The 21,824-nt window shown below is 35.1% G+C and carries 18 protein-coding genes, 1 pseudogene and 1 other annotated feature; of the genes and pseudogenes, 13 read left to right on the top strand and 6 right to left on the bottom strand.

Annotated elements, in window-relative coordinates:
- Positions 1-13 precede the first annotated feature (13 nt).
- The 3 genes from FHY60_RS09320 (at position 14) to FHY60_RS09310 (ending at position 2,663) form a co-directional block, all read left to right on the top strand.
- Entirely contained in the window at positions 14-1,048 is a 1,035-nt protein-coding gene (locus FHY60_RS09320; protein WP_139904716.1) for a TFIIB-type zinc ribbon-containing protein, read from the top strand.
- A complete protein-coding gene (locus FHY60_RS09315; protein WP_139904715.1) occupies positions 1,041-1,859 on the top strand; it encodes a TPM domain-containing protein in 819 nt (272 codons plus the stop codon). Before FHY60_RS09320 ends, FHY60_RS09315 begins: the two co-directional genes overlap by 8 nt.
- Positions 1,860-2,219: 360 nt before the next feature.
- The gene (locus FHY60_RS09310; protein ID WP_139904714.1) at positions 2,220-2,663 is read left to right on the top strand and encodes a hypothetical protein; all 444 of its coding nucleotides are present in this window, start codon (positions 2,220-2,222) and stop codon (positions 2,661-2,663) included.
- Positions 2,664-2,854: 191 nt separating this feature from the next.
- Here FHY60_RS09310 and FHY60_RS09305 read toward each other — a convergent pair whose 3' ends face one another.
- A complete protein-coding gene (locus FHY60_RS09305; protein WP_139904713.1) occupies positions 2,855-3,304 on the bottom strand; it encodes a hypothetical protein in 450 nt (149 codons plus the stop codon).
- A 93-nt stretch (positions 3,305-3,397) separates the two neighbouring features.
- On the opposite strand from FHY60_RS09305, the gene FHY60_RS09300 reads away from it, so the two are divergent.
- Positions 3,398-3,715: a hypothetical protein gene (locus tag FHY60_RS09300; RefSeq protein ID WP_139904712.1), complete on the top strand. Its 318-nt coding sequence runs from the start codon at positions 3,398-3,400 to the stop codon at positions 3,713-3,715.
- Between the two features lie 53 nt (positions 3,716-3,768).
- Here FHY60_RS09300 and FHY60_RS09295 read toward each other — a convergent pair whose 3' ends face one another.
- Positions 3,769-5,148, bottom strand: a complete 1,380-nt coding sequence (locus FHY60_RS09295; protein WP_139904711.1) for a TrpB-like pyridoxal phosphate-dependent enzyme — start codon at positions 5,146-5,148, stop codon at positions 3,769-3,771.
- A 55-nt stretch (positions 5,149-5,203) separates the two neighbouring features.
- Positions 5,204-5,450 (bottom strand) — a binding site (T-box leader).
- A gap of 263 nt (positions 5,451-5,713) precedes the next feature.
- On the opposite strand from FHY60_RS09295, the gene FHY60_RS09290 reads away from it, so the two are divergent.
- Positions 5,714-5,917: a hypothetical protein gene (locus FHY60_RS09290; RefSeq protein WP_139904710.1), complete on the top strand. Its 204-nt coding sequence runs from the start codon at positions 5,714-5,716 to the stop codon at positions 5,915-5,917.
- Positions 5,918-6,020: 103 nt separating this feature from the next.
- Here FHY60_RS09290 and FHY60_RS09285 read toward each other — a convergent pair whose 3' ends face one another.
- The 3 genes from FHY60_RS09285 to FHY60_RS09275 all read right to left on the bottom strand — a co-directional run bounded on the left by FHY60_RS09285 (position 6,021) and on the right by FHY60_RS09275 (position 9,283).
- On the bottom strand, positions 6,021-7,202 hold the full coding sequence (locus FHY60_RS09285) for an aminotransferase class I/II-fold pyridoxal phosphate-dependent enzyme (protein WP_139904709.1): 1,182 nt from the start codon (positions 7,200-7,202) through the stop codon (positions 6,021-6,023).
- 284 nt (positions 7,203-7,486) lie between these two features.
- Positions 7,487-7,741 (bottom strand): hypothetical protein, encoded by a 255-nt coding sequence (locus tag FHY60_RS09280; protein ID WP_139904708.1) that lies wholly within the window; start codon positions 7,739-7,741, stop codon positions 7,487-7,489.
- A gap of 147 nt (positions 7,742-7,888) precedes the next feature.
- Complete coding sequence (locus FHY60_RS09275; protein ID WP_139906354.1) at positions 7,889-9,283, bottom strand: MATE family efflux transporter; 1,395 nt, start codon at positions 9,281-9,283, stop codon at positions 7,889-7,891.
- A gap of 234 nt (positions 9,284-9,517) precedes the next feature.
- Between FHY60_RS09275 and FHY60_RS09270 the strand changes: the two genes are divergently transcribed.
- From FHY60_RS09270 to FHY60_RS09250, 5 genes and pseudogenes are all read left to right on the top strand, one after another.
- The gene (locus FHY60_RS09270; RefSeq protein ID WP_139904707.1) at positions 9,518-10,015 is read left to right on the top strand and encodes a flavodoxin domain-containing protein; all 498 of its coding nucleotides are present in this window, start codon (positions 9,518-9,520) and stop codon (positions 10,013-10,015) included.
- A gap of 200 nt (positions 10,016-10,215) precedes the next feature.
- Positions 10,216-10,611 (top strand): hypothetical protein, encoded by a 396-nt coding sequence (locus FHY60_RS09265; protein WP_139904706.1) that lies wholly within the window; start codon positions 10,216-10,218, stop codon positions 10,609-10,611.
- Positions 10,612-10,655: 44 nt separating this feature from the next.
- Positions 10,656-10,955: an ATP-dependent Clp protease adaptor ClpS gene (locus FHY60_RS09260; protein ID WP_139904705.1), complete on the top strand. Its 300-nt coding sequence runs from the start codon at positions 10,656-10,658 to the stop codon at positions 10,953-10,955.
- Between the two features lie 3 nt (positions 10,956-10,958).
- Complete coding sequence (clpA, locus tag FHY60_RS09255) at positions 10,959-13,205, top strand: ATP-dependent Clp protease ATP-binding subunit ClpA (protein ID WP_139904704.1); 2,247 nt, start codon at positions 10,959-10,961, stop codon at positions 13,203-13,205.
- A 13-nt stretch (positions 13,206-13,218) separates the two neighbouring features.
- A pseudogene (locus FHY60_RS09250) lies at positions 13,219-16,476 on the top strand (DEAD/DEAH box helicase).
- Between the two features lie 89 nt (positions 16,477-16,565).
- On the opposite strand, the gene rocF reads toward FHY60_RS09250, so the two are convergent.
- Entirely contained in the window at positions 16,566-17,492 is a 927-nt protein-coding gene (gene rocF / locus FHY60_RS09245; protein WP_139904703.1) for an arginase, read from the bottom strand.
- A 518-nt stretch (positions 17,493-18,010) separates the two neighbouring features.
- Here rocF and FHY60_RS09240 point away from each other — a divergent pair.
- Genes FHY60_RS09240 through recQ form a run of 3 tightly spaced genes read left to right on the top strand, consistent with a single transcriptional unit; the run spans position 18,011 to position 21,759 of the window.
- Positions 18,011-19,057 (top strand): DNA polymerase IV, encoded by a 1,047-nt coding sequence (locus tag FHY60_RS09240; RefSeq protein ID WP_139904702.1) that lies wholly within the window; start codon positions 18,011-18,013, stop codon positions 19,055-19,057.
- Positions 19,058-19,073: 16 nt separating this feature from the next.
- Complete coding sequence (locus tag FHY60_RS09235) at positions 19,074-19,553, top strand: UPF0158 family protein (RefSeq protein WP_139904701.1); 480 nt, start codon at positions 19,074-19,076, stop codon at positions 19,551-19,553.
- Between the two features lie 55 nt (positions 19,554-19,608).
- Positions 19,609-21,759, top strand: a complete 2,151-nt coding sequence (recQ, locus tag FHY60_RS09230) for a DNA helicase RecQ (RefSeq protein WP_139904700.1) — start codon at positions 19,609-19,611, stop codon at positions 21,757-21,759.
- Positions 21,760-21,824: the final 65 nt, after the last annotated feature.

The following is a 21,824-nucleotide window of genomic DNA, read 5'->3' as shown; positions in this document are numbered from 1 at the left end:
AAGGAGAAAGGTGATGGGTTCAGTAAAAGAATATAAATGTCTAAATTGTAAGGCGGGATTGGAGTTCGATCCTCCTTCTCAGCACTGGAAGTGCCATTATTGCTTCAGTGAGTTTACAAAAGAGCAAATTGATGCAGTTTATAAAAAAGCAGAAGATTCTCTGGATAAGGAGGAGCCGGAATTAAACTCATATCATTGTACAAGTTGTGGTGCAGAGCTAATTGCAGATGATACAACTGCAGCTACCTTCTGCTTATACTGTAAAAATCCAACTATTATTAGATCAAGATTCTCCGGTAAATTTAAGCCCAAAAACCTTATTCCCTTCAAATTAACCAAGGCTCAGGCCCAAGACCTGTATAAAAAGTGGATTGGTAAGAGAATCTTTGCCCCCAGTGAATTTAAACAGAAAGAAGAAATAGAAAAGATTACAGGTATATATGCACCTTTTTGGCTCTTTGATACCCGTGCAGAAGGTATGATTGACGGTGAAGGCACAAGGGTAAAATCATGGACACAGGGGAAGTATAGATATACCCAGACCAGTTACTATAGGGTTCTTCGAAAGGGTAATGCCTTATATAAAAAGGTTCCAGTTGATGCCTCAAAAAAATTGGATGATAAATATATGCACATGATTGAACCTTATGATTATTCAGCGCTGACAGATTTCTCAATACACTATATGTCCGGATTTATGGCAGAAAAGTATGATGTGGAGGCTGGTGAGGCAAAAGGTGTAATGAAAGAAAGGGTTGAGAAGTACATTGAGGACAAGCTTAGGACCACAGTATCAGGCTATTCCTCATATAATATGAGAAATAAGCAGGTAATGCTTATGGACACAACCGAGGATTATTGTATGCTGCCTGTATATTTGCTGATTAATAAGTATAAGGGGAAAGAGCATGTATTTATTGTAAATGGGCAAACTGGTAAAGTAGTGGGAGATACTCCAATTAGCTTTAAGAAACAGCTCTTATTTGGCTTGGCAGTCTATACTGCAGTTTGGCTTGTGGCTGTGTTTGGAGGTGCAATCTTTGTTTAAGAAAATAAGCATCTGTCTATTAATAATCTTCTTCGCAGTATTTCTGGGTCAAACTACTGTAAAAGCTGCATCCAGTAAGAACATAATTGATGATTTAGACTATCTTACAGATAGTGAAATACTAACTCTTCAATCTGATATTGACAGCATCATAGCAGATTATAACCTTGAAGCGGTTGTTGTAATAACAGATGAAACAGAAGGCAAGTCTTCAAGAGATTTTGCTGATGATTTTTATGATTATGGCGGATATGGGGTTGATGGTGATTATTCAGGCCTGTTAATGCTAATTAATATGGCACAAAGAGAAGTCTGGATATCCACCACCGGTAGGGCTATTGATATCTTCACTGACAACAGGATATCTACTATGGTTAAAAATGTAACTACATCCTTATCCAACGGCAAATATTATGAAGCATGTACTACTTTTATTAGAGATGTAAAGTCTTATGCTAAAATGGGTGTACCTGCTGGACAACACCGTGTAGATGAAGAAAGTGTAGATAGCAGCACATATTTTCAAAGAGTTTTGAGATTGATGAAGTCTTTCTACGTATATTTAATTGCCATTGCTGTAGCATTGATTGCTACTCTAATAGCTTCTTCTTCCAGTGAGGGCAAGGTAACAATAAATAGCAGTACCTATGAGGAGGCCGGATCTTTTGAACTTTCTGCCAGCAGAGATGATTTTATAAGAGAGTCTACAACTAGAACTGTAATTGAAACCAATACTAATTCCAGTTCAAAGAGTACTACCCATAGAGGAAGCAGCGGCAGATCCCATGGCGGTGGTGGTGGAGGTTTTTAACAGCAAAAAAGGATCATGCAATCATGCGTGGTCCTTTTTAAAAATAGGTAAGCCATTATATAAAGCAAACAGCTTATGTACCTCATTTACTGTGAAATGGTATAAATATTATTACAGATGTGTCATACTAATAACTGCTAAATTGAGCAACTAAACTTAATGGAGGATTTACAATGATAATACAAAAGAAAAAGCGATATGTTGCTTTCATCTGTTCATTACTACTTTTTTTAAGCTCTGAAGACAGCTCTTTTACACTTAAGCAAATGTAATGAAGCTAAATACAAGATCTTTGCCTATTAGTGGAAAATTATAGACTATTTAGACCTTAAAAATTATCAAGTTTAAGGAGTACTTAAAATGAAGAAACTTTCATCATTGATATTAATCATTGTTATATGTTTTAGCTTGCTTTTGGGTTGTGCGAAGAAGGCCTTGAAGGATGAGTCACAGACAAAGCTAGCAAATTCAACAAAAATCGAAAACACTGAAACTTCTGTTCCGGTGGAAAATAAAGCGGAAGAGAAAATTGAGCTGACCCAGGAAGATGCTGTAGAAAATGTGAAAAAGCTCATAGGAGACATAGCTGAGGGTTATGCTTTAGAATTTGACCATATGGATAAAAGAGATGGGAAAGATTATTTTGTAATACACTTATATGAGACCGTTATTGATGATCCTGATACCGGAGAAGGCCATAGGGCAACGGTTACCTGGTATTTTATTGATAAGTCAAATGGTGAAGTATATGAGTGGGATCTTGTTGCAGATAAGCTGAATAAGGTGTCTAACACCAAGGATTAATGATGAGTTATAAGCAGCTTTTTGAGATATTTTGTATATTTTCATTAAGCTGCTTTATTTTTTTCTTTTAAGATATAATTAATATGCTTGTCAACCACATTAAAGAAGGACAACCTGTAGTAAAATGTTTAGGTTGCAGACCTTGTAAGTGGTTCACCAATGGCGACAATTGTCCAAGGCACCTAAAATAGTTATTTTAAACTCAATTGGAGATTAATTATGTTTTTATCCACTGAAAGCACTATAATGCTGTATTCCAAAGTTAATAGATGGTCCAAGAAAGTCCTCATGTTATCTTCAAATTGATAGATGTTTTCCTGTCTTTTTGACTGAATAAAATAGCCTGAGGACTGTTTTATTATATAAACATTTTCCCATCTTTCCAGTCGATAGCCGTAATTTTTTATTGTTAGAATCTTTTTCTGATTTTTAAAAAGGTCTTCCATCTTTAAGTATTTATCTATAATTATCGAATTCTCTTCTTGCAGCTTTTGAAGTTGGGCTTTCTCTTCAAGCAGCTTAGCGCTTTCTTCATTAATTACAGCCTTTAACTTATCTATTTGATCCTCTAAAGACTTCAATTTGATATTTTTTATTTTCAGGTATATACCGCTTAAAAATCTGAAATTTATATTATCCATTGTATGAAACACGCTCCTTTGATTACAGCACTGGTTGAATGATCCCTTTTCTGGTTTCACAAAATAACATATAATAAAATAGGAGGTGGCCTCATGAAAGAGTCATTATTAAATAGTATATCAAATATTATTGATTACATTAAAGCCTTTGCCGCAAAAACAGAATCAGAAATTAAGTTTGAGGGTAATAAAAGAGAAATTATCAGAGTTATGTACAACCCACTAATTGAAGAAAAGCAAAGGGAAAAAGAAATGTTGCAGGCTAAAGTCACCGGGATAAGAAGAGAAAGAAACATGATAAACAGCCAAATAAGAGATATTATAAGCAAAAATGAATTTTATGATAAAAGAATAGAGGCCTTAACAAAATTTCAGTATCTATTGTTAGAAATGTCAGAGGCAAGGAAGTAACTTTTTCCAATTGAAATATAAAGACTGCCAACTTGGCAGCCTTTTTTGTTACATTATTGGATCCCTGGTATTTTGGGTAAAGAGTCAAATCCCTTTTGTAAATCTTCGTCTGTTGGAATATAGTCAGTCATCTTACCAGTGTTATACTGCATATAGGCCTGCATATCGAAATATCCCGTCCCAGTAAGACCAAATAGTATCGTCTTAGCTTCCCCGGTTTCCTTGCATTCAAGTGCTTCTTTTATGGCACCATAAATAGCATGAGAGGACTCTGGAGCAGGGAGTATTGTTTCGCATTTTGCAAATAGTGTTGCTGCTTCAAACACCTTACTCTGTTCTACTGCCAATGCTTCATCCAATAATCCTTCATGATAAAGCTTAGACAGCAGTGGGCTCATGCCGTGATATCGCAGTCCGCCTGCATGGTTGGGGGAGGGGATAAACTCACATCCAAGAGTATACATTTTAGCCAGTGGAGTAATCTTACCGGTATCACAGAAGTCATAGGCATATTTTCCTCTTGTTAAGGATGGACAGGAGGCTGGTTCCACTGCTATAAAATGTGGCTTTGCCTTACCTAAGAGTTTATCCTGCATAAAAGGAGCAATTAGTCCACCAAGGTTTGATCCACCACCGGCGCAACCAATTATAATGTCCGGATACTCATCAATTTTCTCCATAGCCAGTTTTGCTTCCAGACCTATAATTGATTGGTGAAGTAGTACCTGGTTTAATACTGACCCTAGAACATATCTACAATTTTCTTCACTTACTGCATGTTCAATTGCTTCAGAAATTGCACAACCTAAGCTACCTCCGGTGGTAGGATTCTTAGCTAAGATAGCACGTCCAGCATTAGTTAAATTTGATGGGCTTGGAATAACCTTTGCTCCAAAGGTCTCCATAATGGCTTTACGATATGGCTTTTGCTCCGCTGATACCTTAACCATATATATTGTCAGCGGAATATTGAAATAAGCACATGCTTCTGATAGAGCAGTACCCCATTGGCCGGCTCCTGTCTCTGTAGTCAAGGAGGTAATACCTTGATTTTTAGCATAATAAACCTGTGCCACAGCAGAATTTAACTTATGACTTCCTGAGGTGTTATTACCTTCAAATTTATAATAGATCCTTGCCGGAGTTCCTAAAGCTTTTTCTAGATTGTAAGCTCGGCACAGAGGAGATGGACGGTATATTTTATAAAATTCCAAGATTTCCTCTGGAATGTCTATATATCTGCTTTCTATATCCATCTCCTGTTTTGCCAGTTCTTCGCAAAATACAGGATAAAGGTCTTCTAACTTTGCTTCTTTCATGGTTCCGGGATTAATATATGGGTCATGTTGCTCTTTCATATCTGCTCTAAGATTATACCATTGACGTGGAATTTCCTTTTCCGACAGATATATTCTAAAGGGTACTTTACTCATTTTCATCTTCTCCTTTCAGATATTTATTATATATAAAAAGGCCCTTGCCCCTAATAAAAGGGACAAGAGCCTAAACTCCTGCGGTACCACCCAGCTTGGTTATAAACACCCACTTATTTCGTATACATATTATATACGCTCAATTTATAACGGGTAGAGTTCCCGTCAGAGCCTACTTGGATAAATCCTTTCGGTCTGCCTTCATAAGTCCATTCGGCTAAGAACCTGTTACCGGCTCACACCAAGCCCGGCTCTCTGTGAACAAGTCACCCTAGCTTACTACTCTTATTCATCAGTTTATAAATGTTTAAATATATAATAAGTTACATTATATGGTTTGTCAAGAGTATATTTATAAATTTATTTGTATATATTATTGTAATATAAATTAGTACCAATAAAATTTGATTTAAACATACTCTGTGCTTAACATATAATCTGACTCCTGAAATTATTGTATTATATAATATCCTTTAAATATAAAAACTGTTATATAAATTATTATTATCACTGAAAAGTATTTAAAAGTTATCTTAAGGGCAATAATAAAGCTGAGGTGATTTACATGGAAATGTATGATTTTAATAATACTAAGTATAATATTCGACTTCAGGAATTAAAGGAAGAGGAAGCCAGATTAGAGAGATTTTTAGCTGAAAATTCTACTGCCATGGCGGATTATGAAGTTAAACGTATTAAAAATACCCTAACAGGTATCAGAGTTGAGCAGCAGGAGATTGTCCAGATCTTGAACGGCGGCTTTTATTGATTAATAGCCTGATAAAAGAAAAGGAAGCCTTTATACTACAAAGGCTCCTTAATTAACCGATATAAATATGGATTAGCTGTAAATCAGTATTAATATTATATGCTTATTTTTTATACTGGGCAAAAACCTTTTTGAATTTATCTAAGGCAAAGTCCAGTTGTTCTTTTGTATGTGTTGCTGTGTAGCTTGTCCTTAATAATGCTTCTCCAGGTTTAACAGCAGGGGATACCACTGGATTTACATAGACACCTTCATCAAGCAGTTCCTTAGAAATCTTAAAGGTATTAAAATCATCCCAGGTCATAACTGGTATAATTGGAGTTTTAGAACTTATGGTATCAATGCCTATGGATTTAAAACCTTCTCTCATGTATTCTGCAGCCTTCCATAGTTTTTGAATTCTATCAGGTTCTGTTTCCAATATATTTAAGGCCGCTAGTGCTGCTGCAGCATTTGCTGGAGGAATAGAAGCACTAAATATAAAGGGTCTTGAAACATGTCTTACATAGTGGATTACTTCTTCGCTGGCCGCAATAAATCCTCCAAGGCTTGCCAGTGATTTACTGAAGGTACTCATAATTATGTCAACTTCATCTTCAAGGCCAAAGTACTCAGCAGTACCTCTTCCATTTTCACCCATTACCCCAAAACCATGGGCATCATCCACCATTATTCTTGCTCCATATTTTTTTGCTAAACTTACTATTGAAGGAAGATCTGCAATATCGCCTTCCATGCTGAAAACACCATCTACTACAATTAGTTTACCTTTGTCTTCAGGTATGATGTTTAATATTCTCTCTAAATCTTCCATATCATTATGCTTAAACTTAACTGTCTTACCAAAGCTGAGCCTGCAGCCATCAAAAAGACTGGCATGATTTTTTCTATCCATTATGATGTAATCATCTTTGCCGGCAATGGCAGAGATAATTCCCAAATTACTTTGAAAGCCTGTACTAAATGTCATTACTGCTTCTTTATGTATAAATTTTGCTATTCTATTCTCTAGTTCTAAATGTAACTGTAGAGTTCCGTTTAGAAAGCGTGAACCTGAGCAGCCGGTGCCATATTTTTCTATAGCTTCAATGGAAGCTTGTTTCACTCTTTCGTCTGAAGTCAAGCCTAAATAATTATTAGAACCTAACATTATCGTCCTTTTTCCATTCATAATAACTTCAGTATCTTGTCCAGAGCCTAGAGCATGAAAATAGGGGTAATATCCTGTGTTAATAAGTTCCTTTGCTTTAGTGAATTGGGAGCACTTTTCAAAAATATCTTTCATTAATCATCACTCTCCATATAAAATTAATGTTACTAGAAGGAAACATACACAAATTCATTATCATACGTTTGTCTGTGTAAGTCAAGTTATTCAATATAAGAATATACATTAACTACTTTAAAACTAGTTACTATTGGTGGGCCCAAAAAAGAAAACCCTTGACTAATAATCTAATGCATTAATCAAAGGTTAATATTTTACTTTAGTTTTTATAATTATCAGTGATTTTTAACCGGCAGGAATATGATACCATATATGTAGTATCAATTTTAAAATGAGAAGTCTTACGAAATTAGTGGAGGTTGGCCATTAGACAGTGAAGAAACTGCAACCTTTAACTGAAACTTTAACTCTAAATCTATATTTTCAGCACTCATTATGGCATTATATGTATTTAATATCAGTCTTTTGATATTAAGCCTAGAAGAGGCATTTCTCAAGGAACTAATCAAACAGATATAATCACTTATGAGCATTTTTGAGGGCTCATTCATTAGCTTTTCCGACAGTTTTTTTATCCTTTCGCTTTCGTAGTACATGGTAATTCCTCCAATTACTATATTGTATTAAAATCTTCTCAATCTTATTTTATTTTCTCATCTATGTGAAAATTTATACAAAGAAAAAAGCAGCGGTTTCCATATTTTCATCAAAATACGAGAATTAATATAACCGCTGCTATTTGACTATGATTCGTTTACTGCAATGTATTCAATATCTTTTTTGTGATCAGTATGAGCATTCTGCAATCTACGCAGCTCTCTGGATATAAAAATAAAAGTTATGACAGATGCGCTAGCATCAGCAATTGGACCTGCAAACCAAACACTTGTCAGAGTTCCAAAAATTCTTGGCAGAATAATATACAGTGGTATAAGTAGAATTACTTGTCTTAGTAAACTGAGAAATATCGATACTTTAGCTTTCCCTATGCTTTGAAAATAGTTTGCACTAATTATTTGGAAGCCAATAATTGGCAACATAAATAAGTAGATTCTTATTCCTTCTGAGCCAATATTAACAAGTTCCTCTTTGTCATTAAAAAACTTTACTAACTGAGCAGAAAATATCTGTACTGTTAAAAAGCCTATGATAACAAAAACAGTTGCTGCAGTAATAGCGTATTTCAGTGTAGCTTTTACACGGTCATAGGCCTTTGCACCATAGTTAAACCCAATAATAGGTTGTGCTCCTTGGTTTAATCCGAAAATGGGCATTAAGAAAATAGTTGACACTGAGTTAATCACTGTCATTGCCCCGATGGCCATATCACCACCGTAAGCAAATAGTGATTTATTAGCAGTTATAGACACTACGCTGGCAGCTAACTGCATTGAAAAAGGTGAGGCACCTATAGCAAAAATACTCTTGATGATTCTAAAATTAGGTTTAAAGTTGATGACCTTAAACTTTAAATTGCTTTTCCCCAGTATGAAGTAACTAAGTACCCATGTAGCTGAAACTGCTTGTGAAATTATTGTAGCTAGTGCCGCTCCTTTTACTCCCATATCAAAAGTAAAGATAAAAATCGGATCCAGAATTGTATTCAATATGGCACCAATCAGCATGGTTGATGCAGCTCTTTTAGGGTTACCAGATGCTCTGATACAATGATTCATGCTGAAGGATGTCATGCTGAAAATTGTACCCAATAAGATAATTACAATGTAATCTTTGGCATAACTAAAGGTATTATCGCTAGCACCAAAAGCTATTAGTAACTTATCTATAAACAATAGACTAATTGTCGAAACTATAATAGCAAAAACGATGGCTAAAACAAAAGCATTGCCAAGTATATGTTCTGCTTCTTCTTTTTTCTTTTGACCAAGTCTTATTGAAATTGTAGCTGCTGCTCCTATACCTGTCAGCATAGCAAAGGCCATAGTAAAAGTCGAAATTGGAAAAGTAAGTCCAACACCGGTTATGGCCATATCTCCCACATCTTTTATCTGTCCTATAAAGATTCTGTCAACAATATTATATAAGGCGTTTACCAGCATGCCTATTATAGCAGGAACAGAAAAACTTACCAGTAATTTAAGTACATTTTCATTGGCCAGTCTCTTTTCTCTATCTATCATCCATATTCTCCTTTATAAATTATTTCTGCAACATATCTGCAACAAATAGTTGTCCTGAACTCAACTACTATTTTAACAAAGTCTAGCTTATGATTCAATAAAGCATGATACTTGCCTAGAAGTTTTTTGCTATTGCAATGACTTTATTTTCCTTCAATTATTATCATATTTATTGCAAATATGTTATAATAATGCAGAGAATCTAATATGGGTGTAATTGGAGGTGATTACATGGGTACTTTAATCATTTATGCAACCAAGTATGGCTGCACTGAAAGGTGTGCTAAGAGTCTTTCAGCAAAGCTATCCGGAAAGGTAGATTTATTAAATATTAAGAATGGTCAAACACCTGATATTACAAAGTATGATAAAATTATTATAGGCGGATCGATATACGCAGGTCGAATACAAAAGAGTATAAAAGATTTTTGCATAAATAATCACTCTATTTTAAGAAATAAAAAGCTTGGACTTTTTATTTGCTGCGGCTTTGCAGAAAATTTCCAGCAATATTTGACTAACTCATTTTCTAAGGAACTTTTGGAAGCCGCTGTGTCTAAGCAATGCTTTGGAGGAGAACTTAATCTAGAGAATATGAAATTTTTCGATAGGCTAGTAACAAAGATGATTACAAAAGCAGTAAATAAATCCGATACAAACCACAAAAGTCTCACACCAATGATCCTTGCCGATAACATAAGTCAATTAGCAAAGGCAATAGAACTATAGAATATGATTTGGCCATATTCAGTAAATTTTCTGCAATTTTTTTGGCAAATTTTTGACCTCTATAGGATTTAGGAACTTAATTATATATTAAAAAAGCATGGCCATATAGTGTTTGTGGCAGGAATTTTTTGATTGGTGAAGAATATAAAAACTGTATACATATATCTTTGCTAAGGAATAAGTAAAATGGAGGGGGACACATGAGCAAGATTATTAAGTGTTCAGTAATCATATATGATGACTATAATAATGTGCTTATTGCAGAAAGAGGAAAAGGAAAAAAGGATTCGCCAAAGCTGTGGGGAATTTTCGGCAGGAACCTTAGGGGTAAGGAAGACGGTGAAACCTGTATTTCTAAGGTAGTGGACAAGGATTTAACTTGTACAATTTTTGATTTGGTACCTTTTAAACAGTATCCCTTAGCTGGAGAGGAAGAGGGTGTCCACCAAGTTTTTACCGGTAAAATCCGTGAAATGGTGTCTCTTCACAAGGAGCTAAATCGAGTAAAATGGATTGGGGAAAGAGAAATAGATAACTATGATTTTGCAGAAGGTGAAAAGGAAATCATTGTTGACTTTTTTAATAGTGTTAAGTAAAAGGGCTAATTGCCCTTTTATCATTTTAAAAGGAGTGTTTGTCATTGGAAACTAATATATTAACTTCGGAAAAGAGTAAGATAAAAGTAAAAAGGCCAAAACATTACAAAGTGATAATGCACAATGATGACTACACAACAATGGAGTTTGTGGTATATATATTGATGAATGTTTTCAAGAAAAGTGCTGAAGAAGCCAATAGGATAATGCTTGATGTACACCAAAGGGGCAGGGGAATAGCAGGAATATATCCCTATGACATTGCAGCCACAAAGGTTGCTGCAGCTATGACGGAGGCAGAAAAAGAGGGCTTTCCTTTTAAACTTACTATAGAAGAGGAGTAAACTATGAAAATAACAAAGTCAGTAAATGATACAATACTTTTTGCCTTTGAAGAGGCAAAATTAAATAAAGATGAGTTTGTTACGCCAGAACATTTATTATATGCAGCTTTATTACAAAAGGAGATTATTGATTGTATTGAAAATTTAGGTGGTAATGTTGAAGAGCTGAAAAGCAAACTAAAAGATTATATAAATGAATATATATCAAAGGTAGAAGACATTGAACCACAGGAGAGTATAGCCTTTAAGCAAGTGATTTATATGGCAGGACTTCAGGCCCAAAGTTCAGGCAGAGACACTATTACCATTGATCATCTTATAAACGCCATCTATAACTTGGAAAACAGCTATGCCAGCTTTTATTTGCAAGAGCAGGGTATTAGTCTAAGAGATATGTTAATTCAGCTTTGTCACGGTGATGTCCATGTTGAATATGAAGAGAACAAGGCTGACTTAGAAGAAGAAGAGGAATATGAAGAAAAAGAAACAGGTAATTCTATTCTGGAAAAATACACTTTGAATCTTACAAAACTTGCAGACCAGCGGGACAGAGACCCATTAATAGGCAGAGAAGACATCTTGAACAGAACCATTCAAGTACTTTGCAGGAGGACTAAAAATAATCCAATACACATTGGAGAACCCGGTGTTGGTAAAACGGCAGTTACTTCTGGTTTTGCAAGAATGATAGTGGAAGGACGGGTTCCAGAAAAACTGAAAGACGCAGTAGTCTTTTCCTTAGATTTAGGCTCCATACTGGCCGGTACCAAGTACCGTGGGGATTTCGAGAAAAGAATGAAAAAAGTTTTACAGGAAATTAAGAAAGTGCCTAACCCCATTGTATATATAGACGAAATTCACAACATTGTTGGTGCAGGAGCTTTAAGTGCAGGAGCCTTGGATGCTTCAAATCTTTTAAAGCCCTATCTGATGGAAGGAAAGATAAGATTTATCGGAGCTACTACTTATGATGAATATAAGAAATATTTTTCTAAGGATAAGGCCCTTAGCAGAAGGTTTCAGACTATAGAAGTCAAAGAGCCTTCAGTAGAAGAGACTGTTGATATACTAAAGGGATTGAAGGAAAATTTTGAAAAATATCATGGAGTTTTATATAGTCAGGAAGCTATTCGTAGTGCTGTGGTTTTAAGTGATAAATATATAAACGACCGACATCTTCCTGATAAAGCCATAGATGTAATTGATGAAGCAGGTTCTTATATAGTTATTAAAAGAGGACGACATAGTGAACCAAGGGTAATTGATGAGAAAATAATAGAAGAAGTTATTTCAAAAATGTGTCAAATCCCTAAGAAAACAGTGGAGAGCAGTGAGTTAAACTCTCTAAAAAATCTTGAGATGACATTAAAAGGTAATATTTTTGGTCAAGATAAGGCCATAGAGGAGGTTGTACGATGTATCAAGATGTCAAGGGCAGGACTTAATGAAGACAGTAAACCTGTTGCTTCCTTACTTTTTGTTGGCCCCACCGGTGTAGGTAAGACTGAAATTGCTAAGACCTTGGCGCATAATCTTGGAATAGAATTAGTTAGATTTGATATGAGTGAGTATGTGGAAAAACATGCAGCTTCAAAACTCATAGGATCACCTCCTGGGTATGTTGGTTATGAAGAAGGGGGCTTACTTACAGACACTATAAGAAAGAAACCTCATTGTGTGCTTTTGTTAGATGAGATTGAAAAGGCTCACAGTGATATAATGAGTGTACTGCTCCAGGTTATGGATTATGCCACCCTTACAGATAATCAAGGCAGAAAGGCTGACTTTAGGAATGTCATCATAATCATGACTTCAAACGCCGGAGCAAAGAATATCGGAAAAGCACTGGTAGGCTTTGGCCAAAGAGAACTTCAAGGAGAAGCCATAATGGAAGAAGTGAAAAAGGTCTTTTCTCCGGAGTTTAGAAATCGCTTGGATAAAATTATAGTATTCAACCATATCAATGACGAGATAGCCCTAAATATTGCACAAAAAGAGTTGATTAAATTTAAGACTAAGCTGTCTCAGAAAAATGTACAAATAGAGTTTACCAAAGATTGCTCCTTATATGTTGCAAAAAAAGGAGTTTCTAAGGAATTTGGTGCTAGAGAAATTCAGAGAATCATAAGCTCTGAACTAAAGTCCTTGCTTGTGGATGAGATACTCTTTGGAAGACTTAGTAATGGGGGACATTGTACCGTTGATGTTATTGATGGAAAATTTATTCTTAATATAGATTATTGTTTATGACGTAGGTGAAGTTATGTTGACTGAAGACAGACTAATACAAATATTTAACGTGGAAACAAGCGGTAAAAATCAAATTGAAGGCCGAAGATTGCTTAAAAATGATCTTATCTCTGCCTGCGAGTTGACTGCTGAGGATAAAATAATCTGTATTTCCGGCAATGTTATTTCTGAAAATCTCTTCAATGAATATACTACAAAGTTAGAACTCGATACTGAGAGAATTAGTTTTATTTCTACCGCTTGTACCTGCGAAGACTACGAAAAGAATTGCAGAAAAAAGACAAATTACTGCTGTAAGCACCTTACAGCAACTTTTTATAAGGCCTTGGAGGATTTGATAAGAAATCCATTATTAAAGAGTAAAGAACCTAAGTCAGGGGAACTTATTAATGGTGACAATAGTATTTTGAACTTGCTATTAGACAATGATAACGAAAAAGAAGAATTAAAAATTGAAGTGTATATAAATAAAAATGAATGGAATGACAGCATTAACGCAGAATTTAAAATTGGTCCTGTAGGGGTCAGTTCCAGTAATTTATACTGTTTGAAGGATATAAACCAATTTTTAACAGCTTTAGAAAATAGAATATCCATTAGCTACAGTAAAAACTTTGAATTTAATATTGTTAACCAAAGGCTAAATTCTAGGGACAAAAGGCTCCTTGACTTTATTTATACCCTGAAGGAATTAGAGAGTAAATATAAATACTTTAGCCACATGGGCGAAGGGTTAATAGATGGTAAAATTCTCAATATCCCGCAAAGCCTTGTGAGAGACTTCTTTGATACTATTTCTGAACATAGGGTCTTTCTAAATGATGGATTTTTTCATAGACCTGTAGAAACCGAAATAATTGAGGATAGACCACCACTGGATTTTGATTTAAAAATTATCAAGGACAGCTATGTTTTAAAATCCCCAAATGGTATGCCTACAGTATTGGGCAATAAAAATCATGTTTTTCTCTACGGCATGTCCATCTATCTTCCTGACTACGACTTTTGCTATAAGATAAGTCCATACTTAAAGATCTTTTCCACCTCAAAAGTAGTTACCATTCCAGTTGCACAGGAAGAAGAGATTCTAAGACAGCTTATTCCACAGCTTAATATGCTGTCCCACAAAGTCACTTTAGCTAAGGCTATTGAAGATAAAATAGTCATTTCCAAGTGCAGCTTTAATTTCTATTTTGATAGGGTTGACAGTGTGGTAAGTTTAACACTAAAAGTAAAGTACGGAGCCTTTGAGTTTAATATATTTGAGGATTGTAAGGAAAAAGTAATATACAGAGATATAAAAAAAGAGCAAGAGGTTAAGTCCATATTAAAACTTTATGGCTTTGTAGACCATAATGGAAAGTACTATCTGGAACAAAATGATGATTTTATTTTTAACTTTTTTAAAAATGAAGTAAGTAAGCTTCAAGCTTATGGAGAGGTCTATTATTCTGAAAACTTTAAGGGTATAAAGAGCCTTGGGTCAAAGGGGATTATAGCTAATATAAAGTCAGGCAAGTATGATTATTTTCACATGGACTTTAAAATAGGAGATATACCCTACAAGGACTATATTAATATTTTAAGGGCCTTTAGAGATAATCTCAAATACTATAAGTTGGAAGACGGGCAATATCTTGATTTAGAGGAGTTGGAGCTTAAAAAATTCTTGAAGCTTCTGGATGTAGTTTCTGCAGAAAACATTGAGGGAAATCAAGTAAGGATATCAAAGAGCAGGGCTCCATATATTGAGAATTACTTAGAAGAAGAACATTTAAGATTCATTAAGGGAAAGAGTGAACTAAAAGCTGTTAGCAGTAAGCTTGCAGAAGTGCATAATCTGGAATTCTTAGAGCCTGTATCGCTAAGAGCTAAGCTAAGAGAATATCAGAAAGTTGGTTTTAATTGGCTGATGACCTTAGACTATTTAGGATTTGGTGGGATATTAGGAGACGAGATGGGCTTAGGTAAGACCTTACAAACCATAACCTTTTTATTAGCTAAAGTTGGAAGTAAAACCCTCATCGTAGCACCTACTTCTCTTATATACAACTGGACCAGCGAATTTGAAAAGTTTGCACCTACCCTTAGGGTGACAGCCGTAAATTCTACTAGAGAAGATAGAGAAGAGATAATAAAAAGAATAGAGGCCTTCGATGTCTTCATAACTACCTATAATTTACTAAAAAGAGATCTTGAACTGTATTGAAAAATTGACTTTGACTATTGCATATTGGATGAGGCACAAAATATTAAAAATGCAAATTCTCAAAATGCCCTCGCTGTAAAAGCAGTAAATGCTAAAAGACGTTTTGCCCTATCAGGAACACCCATAGAAAATTCAATGCTGGAGCTCTGGTCTATATTTGATTTTATAATGCCGGGTTATCTCTTTGATGAAAAGAGGTTTACAGTAAGATACCACAAGAAACTAAGAGAAGAACCGGAAGTTATAGAAGAGTTAAGAAAACTCATCAGCCCCTTTATACTTCGAAGGAAGAAAAAAGATGTCATTAAAGAGCTTCCTGATAAAATCGAGAAAATCCTAATGATTTCTTTGGAGGAAGAACAGAAAAAGGTCTGCAAGGCTTATGCTAACTATGCACTGGAACTAATATCAAAAAAGGTTAAAGAAGAAGAATTTAATAACAGTAAGATAGAAATTTTATCTTATATAACTAAACTGAGGCAGCTGTGCCTTGACCCGTCAGTGGTGATGGATGAATATAACGGTAGCAGCGGAAAAATTGAGGCCTTGGTGGAACTTCTTCAACAAAGTCTGGAGGAAGGTCACAGAGTACTTGTTTTCTCACAATTCACCTCAGTTTTAAAAAATATATCAAAACGACTTAACAAGGAAGGTATAGCCTATAGTTATCTAGATGGTTCAGTACCCTCAGAAAAGAGAATGAACATGGTTAAAGCCTTTAATGGGGGGAAAAATTCTGTGTTTTTAATAAGTTTGAAAGCCGGAGGTACAGGGCTCAACCTGACCTCAGCAGATATAGTTGTACATTTTGACCCATGGTGGAATCCTGCAGTGGAAGAACAAGCAACAGACAGGGCTCACAGAATCGGCCAACAAAATGTAGTGGAAGTTATAAAAATTATTGCTAAAGGAACTATAGAAGAGAAAATTCTAGCCTTACAGGAGGACAAAAAGAAGTTGATAGCTGAACTCATGGATAATCCTCAATCAAGCAGGAACTTTATATACACAATGTCGGAAGAAGAGATAATTGATCTATTTACAAGCATTCCAGGAATCTGAAGGAAAAGGGAAGCAAAATAATCATCACCAAAGACTCTAAATACACAAAAAAATGCTGTCGCTCTTTTTTGAGCCACAGCATTTTTACTTTATCCTAAAGCTAATTGTGCCTTTACTGATGAGTTGTAATTTTCAAATACTGCTTTTAATAGTTCCATATAGAGCTTTGCAGTCTCATCATTATTGTCAAGTAGGGGATTTAATTCAACTAAGTCTAAAGATACTAACATACCGGATGCTGCAATAGAACTAAGCAACTTTTTAGCTTCTTCTACTGTCAGCCCATCGGCAACCGGTGTACCGGTTCCAGGGACAAAGGAGGAATCAAGGGAATCTATATCAAAGCTCACATGTATTGCATCTACTTTGTCCCTTAGGTAGTCAAGACTTTCTTTTATAATACTATCAATTCCATTTTCCTTTATCTTGTCCATTGTAAAAGCTTTGAGCTTTGAATTTTTAATTAATTCTATCTCGCCGGGATCTAAATCTCTACCAGCAATGTGAACAACATTTTCATCCTTTACTTTAACTCTATGCTCAAACAGATTGACTAACTTATCCGGACCCTTTCCCATAGATGCAGCTAAAGGCATACCATGGATATTGCCGGTCAAGGTTGTCTCATGAGTGTTCATATCTCCATGAGCATCAATCCAGATAACGCCAATATTTTTTATGTGTTTACTTACGCCGGCAATACTACCAAGCCCAAGGCTATGGTCACCTCCCAAAATAAGTGGGAAATTACCCTTAGAAATAGATTCATAAACCCTGAAGGCTAACTTGGTATTTGCATCTATAACCACATCATAAAATTTAAGCTTTTCGTCACATCTGTGTATATCTTCATCACAAACCTCTGCAACCTCAATATCACCAAGGTCACAGACATCATATCCCATATCCTTTAATGTATCCAGAATATTTAACTCTCTAAATTTTTGGGGGCCTAAATTACTGCCCAATTTACCAGTGCCATGATTTATAGGCATACCTATAATGTTCAATGCCATTTATCATTCCTCCTAAAGATGTTATGTTGGTATAAAGATTAAACTCCTTACCCCAAGCTGCTTTTACTGTAAAATATAATACAAATATTCATATAAACGAATTATATTTTATACAAAATATTTTTATATGTCTACAAAAATAAGATGTATACAAGTGTATACTGCAAAGTTCATAAAAATCCTAGAACCATTTAATTTCAACACTTTACAATTGCCTTCCAGAAAGAAGAAAAAAGTACGGTTATAAATATGCGGTGCAAATATTTACATAAATTAATCTAATGAAAAAGATATATTCCGAAAGCTGTTGAAATTAGACAAGTTACCTTCTTATCAATGATACAAGTTTAAGGAAGTCTACTTTTTTCTTTTTGCATATTTATTAGAAAAAATTTTTTCGACAAAAGACATGAAATTAAATAGAAAAGTGACTTAAAAGAAAAGTAATATTGGTGCTTTTCTAGTTTAGTGTTATAATGTTAGGCAGATAAAAAATTCATCGATTGGAGGAAGTATCAATGGATAAGGTTATTATGCATGTGGATATGGATGCCTTTTTTGCGGCAGTTGAAGTCCTTGATAATCCGGCTTTAAGAGGTAAACCCGTCATAGTTGGCGGCACTTCGGAGCGTGGAGTAGTTGCAACCTGCTCCTACGAGGCCAGAGCTTATGGAGTGAGAAGTGCTATGCCAATCTACATGGCAAAGGCAAATTGCCCACATGGAGTTTTTCTTCCCACCAGATACTGGAGATACAAAGAGATATCTAATAAGATCTTCGATATTTTTTATCAAGTTACTGATCTGGTAGAGGGGTTAAGCATTGATGAGGCATATTTGGATATCACAGCCTTATACAAAAATCCAATTGATGTTGCAGTGTATATAAAAAACAAAGTAAAAAGAGAAACAGGATTAACTATTTCAGTTGGTATTTCATATAATAAATTCCTGGCAAAACTTGCATCTGATTGGAATAAGCCCGATGGCCTCAAAATAATTACTAAGGATATGATTCCTAAAATACTTTATCCTTTGTCTGTGGATAAGGTATATGGCTTGGGAAAGAAATCCACCAAGAAGTTAAATGACATAGGAATTTTTACGATTGAGGACCTCTATAAGTTACCGAGAGATTTAATGATAGAGTTTTTTGGCAAATTTGGAAGCGAGATTTATGACAGAATAAGAGGCATTGATAGAAGGGAAGTTACTATCAGTAGAGAGAGAAAGTCTATAGGTAAAGAAACTACCTTGCTGGTTGATACAGACAATAAGCTTGAATTAATGGAATACCTAAAAATTTTTTCAAGGGCAATTTCAAATTTATTAAAGAATAAGAATATGAGTGGCAATAATATTACTGTCAAGATCAAAACCTCCTCATTTGTAAGCCACACACGGAGCAGAACTCTTCAACAATATATAAATGATGAGAATGACATTTTTAGAGAAGCCGCTTCAATTTTGGAAGATATGAAATTTGAAGAAAAGATAAGATTAATTGGACTATCTGTTTCAAACTTGAAAGAAAATAAAATAGAACAACTTACTCTTTGGAGGTAAGGAAAAAGGAGATTGTATGAACAAATTAAGAGTAGATTTAGATTTATTACTTGAAAGCTTCACCTTTGAAAAAGAAGGGGTATGCAAGGAATACTTGGATACATTAACAGGAGAAGTTATCAACATACCTATGGAAGTAGCTGAGGCGGTGGAAAACTATGCTGATGAGGAGGAACTGGAGGAATGGCAGAGGATTTTAATGGAAGACGCTCAAGCTATATATGATGATAAAGATGGCAGATATTTAAGTATACCTACCATACAAGATGAGTTCAGTAATAAGTTAATTGCTGATTTTGTTAACAACTTAATCAATGAAGAGCAGCTAAAGGAGAAATTTATAAAGATCTTGAAGGGCAAAAACTCAGTGTCAGCTTTTAGAAGTGAACTATATAATTACCCCAATCTGTCGGACCTTTGGCATGATTTTGAAGAGCAAAGACTAAAAGATAATATAGTTCAATGGCTTAAGGCTTTCGATATTGAGGTGATTTAATCATAATTTAGATTATGATGGGATAAAAACTTATATAACATTTTGAGGTGAAGTAATGCTGGAACAATGTAATATACTACTAAAGAAATATTTCGGGTTTGACGAATTTAGAAAGGGGCAGGAAGCAGCGGTAAATAGTGTTTTAAACAAAAAAGACGCCTTTGTTATAATGCCTACTGGTGGGGGTAAGTCCCTATGTTATCAAATTCCTGCTCTTGTCCAAGAGGGAATAACCTTAGTTATCTCTCCACTGATAGCTTTAATGAAGGATCAGGTAGATTCTCTTAATAGTGTTGGTATTCCGTCAACTTTTATAAATAGTACTTTAAGCAGCAATGAAATTGATGAAAGACTTTATCAAGCTTATTTAGGAGAATACAGACTCTTATATGTTTCTCCAGAAAGGCTTGAATCACATGGCTTTTGCAGCCGATTATTGGGTATGCACGTTTCAATGATTGCTGTTGATGAGGCCCACTGTGTGTCACAGTGGGGACATGACTTTCGACTGAGCTATAGGCAAATACCGGATTTTATAAATAAACTGCCCCAAAGACCAGTGGTAATGGCCCTTACAGCCACTGCCACAGAACAAGTTAAGGAGGATATAATCAATTTACTGGGATTAAACAATCCTGAACTTGTAATAACAGGGTTTGATAGAAAAAATCTCAAGTTTGCTGTGGTAAATGGAGTAGAAAAGAAGGACTATATAAAGAAGTATGTAAATGAGAACAAGGGAAGCGCTGGAATAATATATGCCGCAACCAGAAAAGAAACAGAATCCATCTATAAATTGCTTGCCCATGAGGGTGTTAGGGTAGGGATGTATCATGCAGGACTTAGAGATGAAGAAAGAAGCAGGATCCAAGAAGCTTTTATTTATGATGACATAGATATAATGGTTGCTACTAATGCATTTGGTATGGGCATAGATAAGAGCAATGTCAGGTATGTGATTCATCACAATATGCCCAAGAATATGGAAGCATATTACCAGGAAGCAGGCCGTGCCGGTAGAGATGGTGAAGACAGTGAGTGTATTTTGCTGTTTAGCCCAGGTGATGTTCAAACACAGAAGTATTTTATTGATGAAGCTGATATTCCCCAAGAGAGAAAGGCTTTAGAATATCAGAAATTACAACGTATGGTTGATTATTGTCACGTTTCCACTTGTCTTAGGAAGTTTATTCTTGAGTACTTCGGAGAAAGGGTGGAGGAGGAAAACTGCGGTAATTGCAGCGTATGCTGCGACGACAGAGAACTGCAAGATATAACTATTGAAGCCCAGAAAATTATCTCCTGCGTATACAGAGCAAAAGAAAGATTTGGCAAAACTATAATTATTGATGTACTGAAGGGTTCAAAAAATAAGAAGATCTTTGAAAATAAACTGGATCAAATTTCTACCTATGGCATAATGGCCTCATCTGATAGAGACTTTATCAATCTCATTACAAATAAATTATGTGCTGATGGTTACCTCAGGGTTACTGAGGAACACTACCCTGTGTTAAAGCTTACTCAAAAGTCTATAGATGTGCTGAAAAATAATGAAAAAATATATATGAAGGTGGAGAAAGTTAAGAGCCATGTAAATGTAGACAATGAACTTTTCAATTTGCTGAAGAACTTAAGAAAAGATATTTCTACAAAGGTTGGGCTGCCGCCATATATCATTTTACATGACAGTACCCTAAAGGAAATTGCAAGTAAGCTGCCGGAGAGTACAGAAGCCTTGAAAAAGATAAAGGGCTTTGGCGAAAAGAAAGTAGACTTATATGGTGAAAAAGTAGTGGATTTAGTATTAAATTATATGGCAGAAAAGGGGATAACTTCTAAGAGTGACTCTGAGACAACAAGCATAAATGAAAAGAAAAGCAGAGGTCAAACGAAGGAAGAAAAAATCAAAAGTTATATGGTTACTTATAATTTATACACACAAGGACTGTCTCTAAAAGAGATTGCTGAGGAAAGAGGCCTGTCTATTGCTACAGTTGAGGGGCACATATTTCAATGCTTTGAAGAAGGGCTTAAGATAAATTTAGATGATTTAATACCTAAAGAATTTGAAGATTTAATTCTCAATGTTATTAAAGAGTTTGGCAAGGTAGAGAAGCTTAAACCCATAAAAGAAGCTTTACCAGAGGAAGTGGGATATACTTCCATTAAGGCTGTATTATATAAATACAAGTATGCAGGTTGATTTTTCTACTGATTTACTTTATTTTAGAAACAAAGTCTCAATGAAACACCCTTAAGTATTATCAT

This window comes from Clostridium thermarum (assembly GCF_006351925.1).
Lineage (GTDB): Bacteria > Bacillota > Clostridia > Clostridiales > Clostridiaceae > Clostridium_AU > Clostridium_AU thermarum.
This window is presented reverse-complemented; position numbering and strand designations above follow the sequence as displayed.

Excerpts from the sequence above, each read along its gene's own strand:
- FHY60_RS09320 (WP_139904716.1), top strand. The coding sequence starts at position 14 with ATGGGTTCAGTAAAAGAATATAAATGTCTAAATTGTAAGGCGGGATTG.
- FHY60_RS09310 (WP_139904714.1), top strand. The coding sequence starts at position 2,220 with ATGAAGAAACTTTCATCATTGATATTAATCATTGTTATATGTTTTAGC.
- FHY60_RS09305 (WP_139904713.1), bottom strand. The coding sequence starts at position 3,304 with ATGGATAATATAAATTTCAGATTTTTAAGCGGTATATACCTGAAAATA.
- FHY60_RS09300 (WP_139904712.1), top strand. The coding sequence starts at position 3,398 with ATGAAAGAGTCATTATTAAATAGTATATCAAATATTATTGATTACATT.
- FHY60_RS09295 (WP_139904711.1), bottom strand. The coding sequence starts at position 5,148 with ATGAGTAAAGTACCCTTTAGAATATATCTGTCGGAAAAGGAAATTCCA.
- FHY60_RS09290 (WP_139904710.1), top strand. The coding sequence starts at position 5,714 with ATGGAAATGTATGATTTTAATAATACTAAGTATAATATTCGACTTCAG.
- FHY60_RS09285 (WP_139904709.1), bottom strand. The coding sequence starts at position 7,202 with ATGAAAGATATTTTTGAAAAGTGCTCCCAATTCACTAAAGCAAAGGAA.
- FHY60_RS09280 (WP_139904708.1), bottom strand. The coding sequence starts at position 7,741 with ATGTACTACGAAAGCGAAAGGATAAAAAAACTGTCGGAAAAGCTAATG.
- FHY60_RS09270 (WP_139904707.1), top strand. The coding sequence starts at position 9,518 with ATGGGTACTTTAATCATTTATGCAACCAAGTATGGCTGCACTGAAAGG.
- FHY60_RS09265 (WP_139904706.1), top strand. The coding sequence starts at position 10,216 with ATGAGCAAGATTATTAAGTGTTCAGTAATCATATATGATGACTATAAT.
- clpA (WP_139904704.1), top strand. The coding sequence starts at position 10,959 with ATGAAAATAACAAAGTCAGTAAATGATACAATACTTTTTGCCTTTGAA.
- rocF (WP_139904703.1), bottom strand. The coding sequence starts at position 17,492 with ATGGCATTGAACATTATAGGTATGCCTATAAATCATGGCACTGGTAAA.
- FHY60_RS09240 (WP_139904702.1), top strand. The coding sequence starts at position 18,011 with ATGGATAAGGTTATTATGCATGTGGATATGGATGCCTTTTTTGCGGCA.
- FHY60_RS09235 (WP_139904701.1), top strand. The coding sequence starts at position 19,074 with ATGAACAAATTAAGAGTAGATTTAGATTTATTACTTGAAAGCTTCACC.
- recQ (WP_139904700.1), top strand. The coding sequence starts at position 19,609 with ATGCTGGAACAATGTAATATACTACTAAAGAAATATTTCGGGTTTGAC.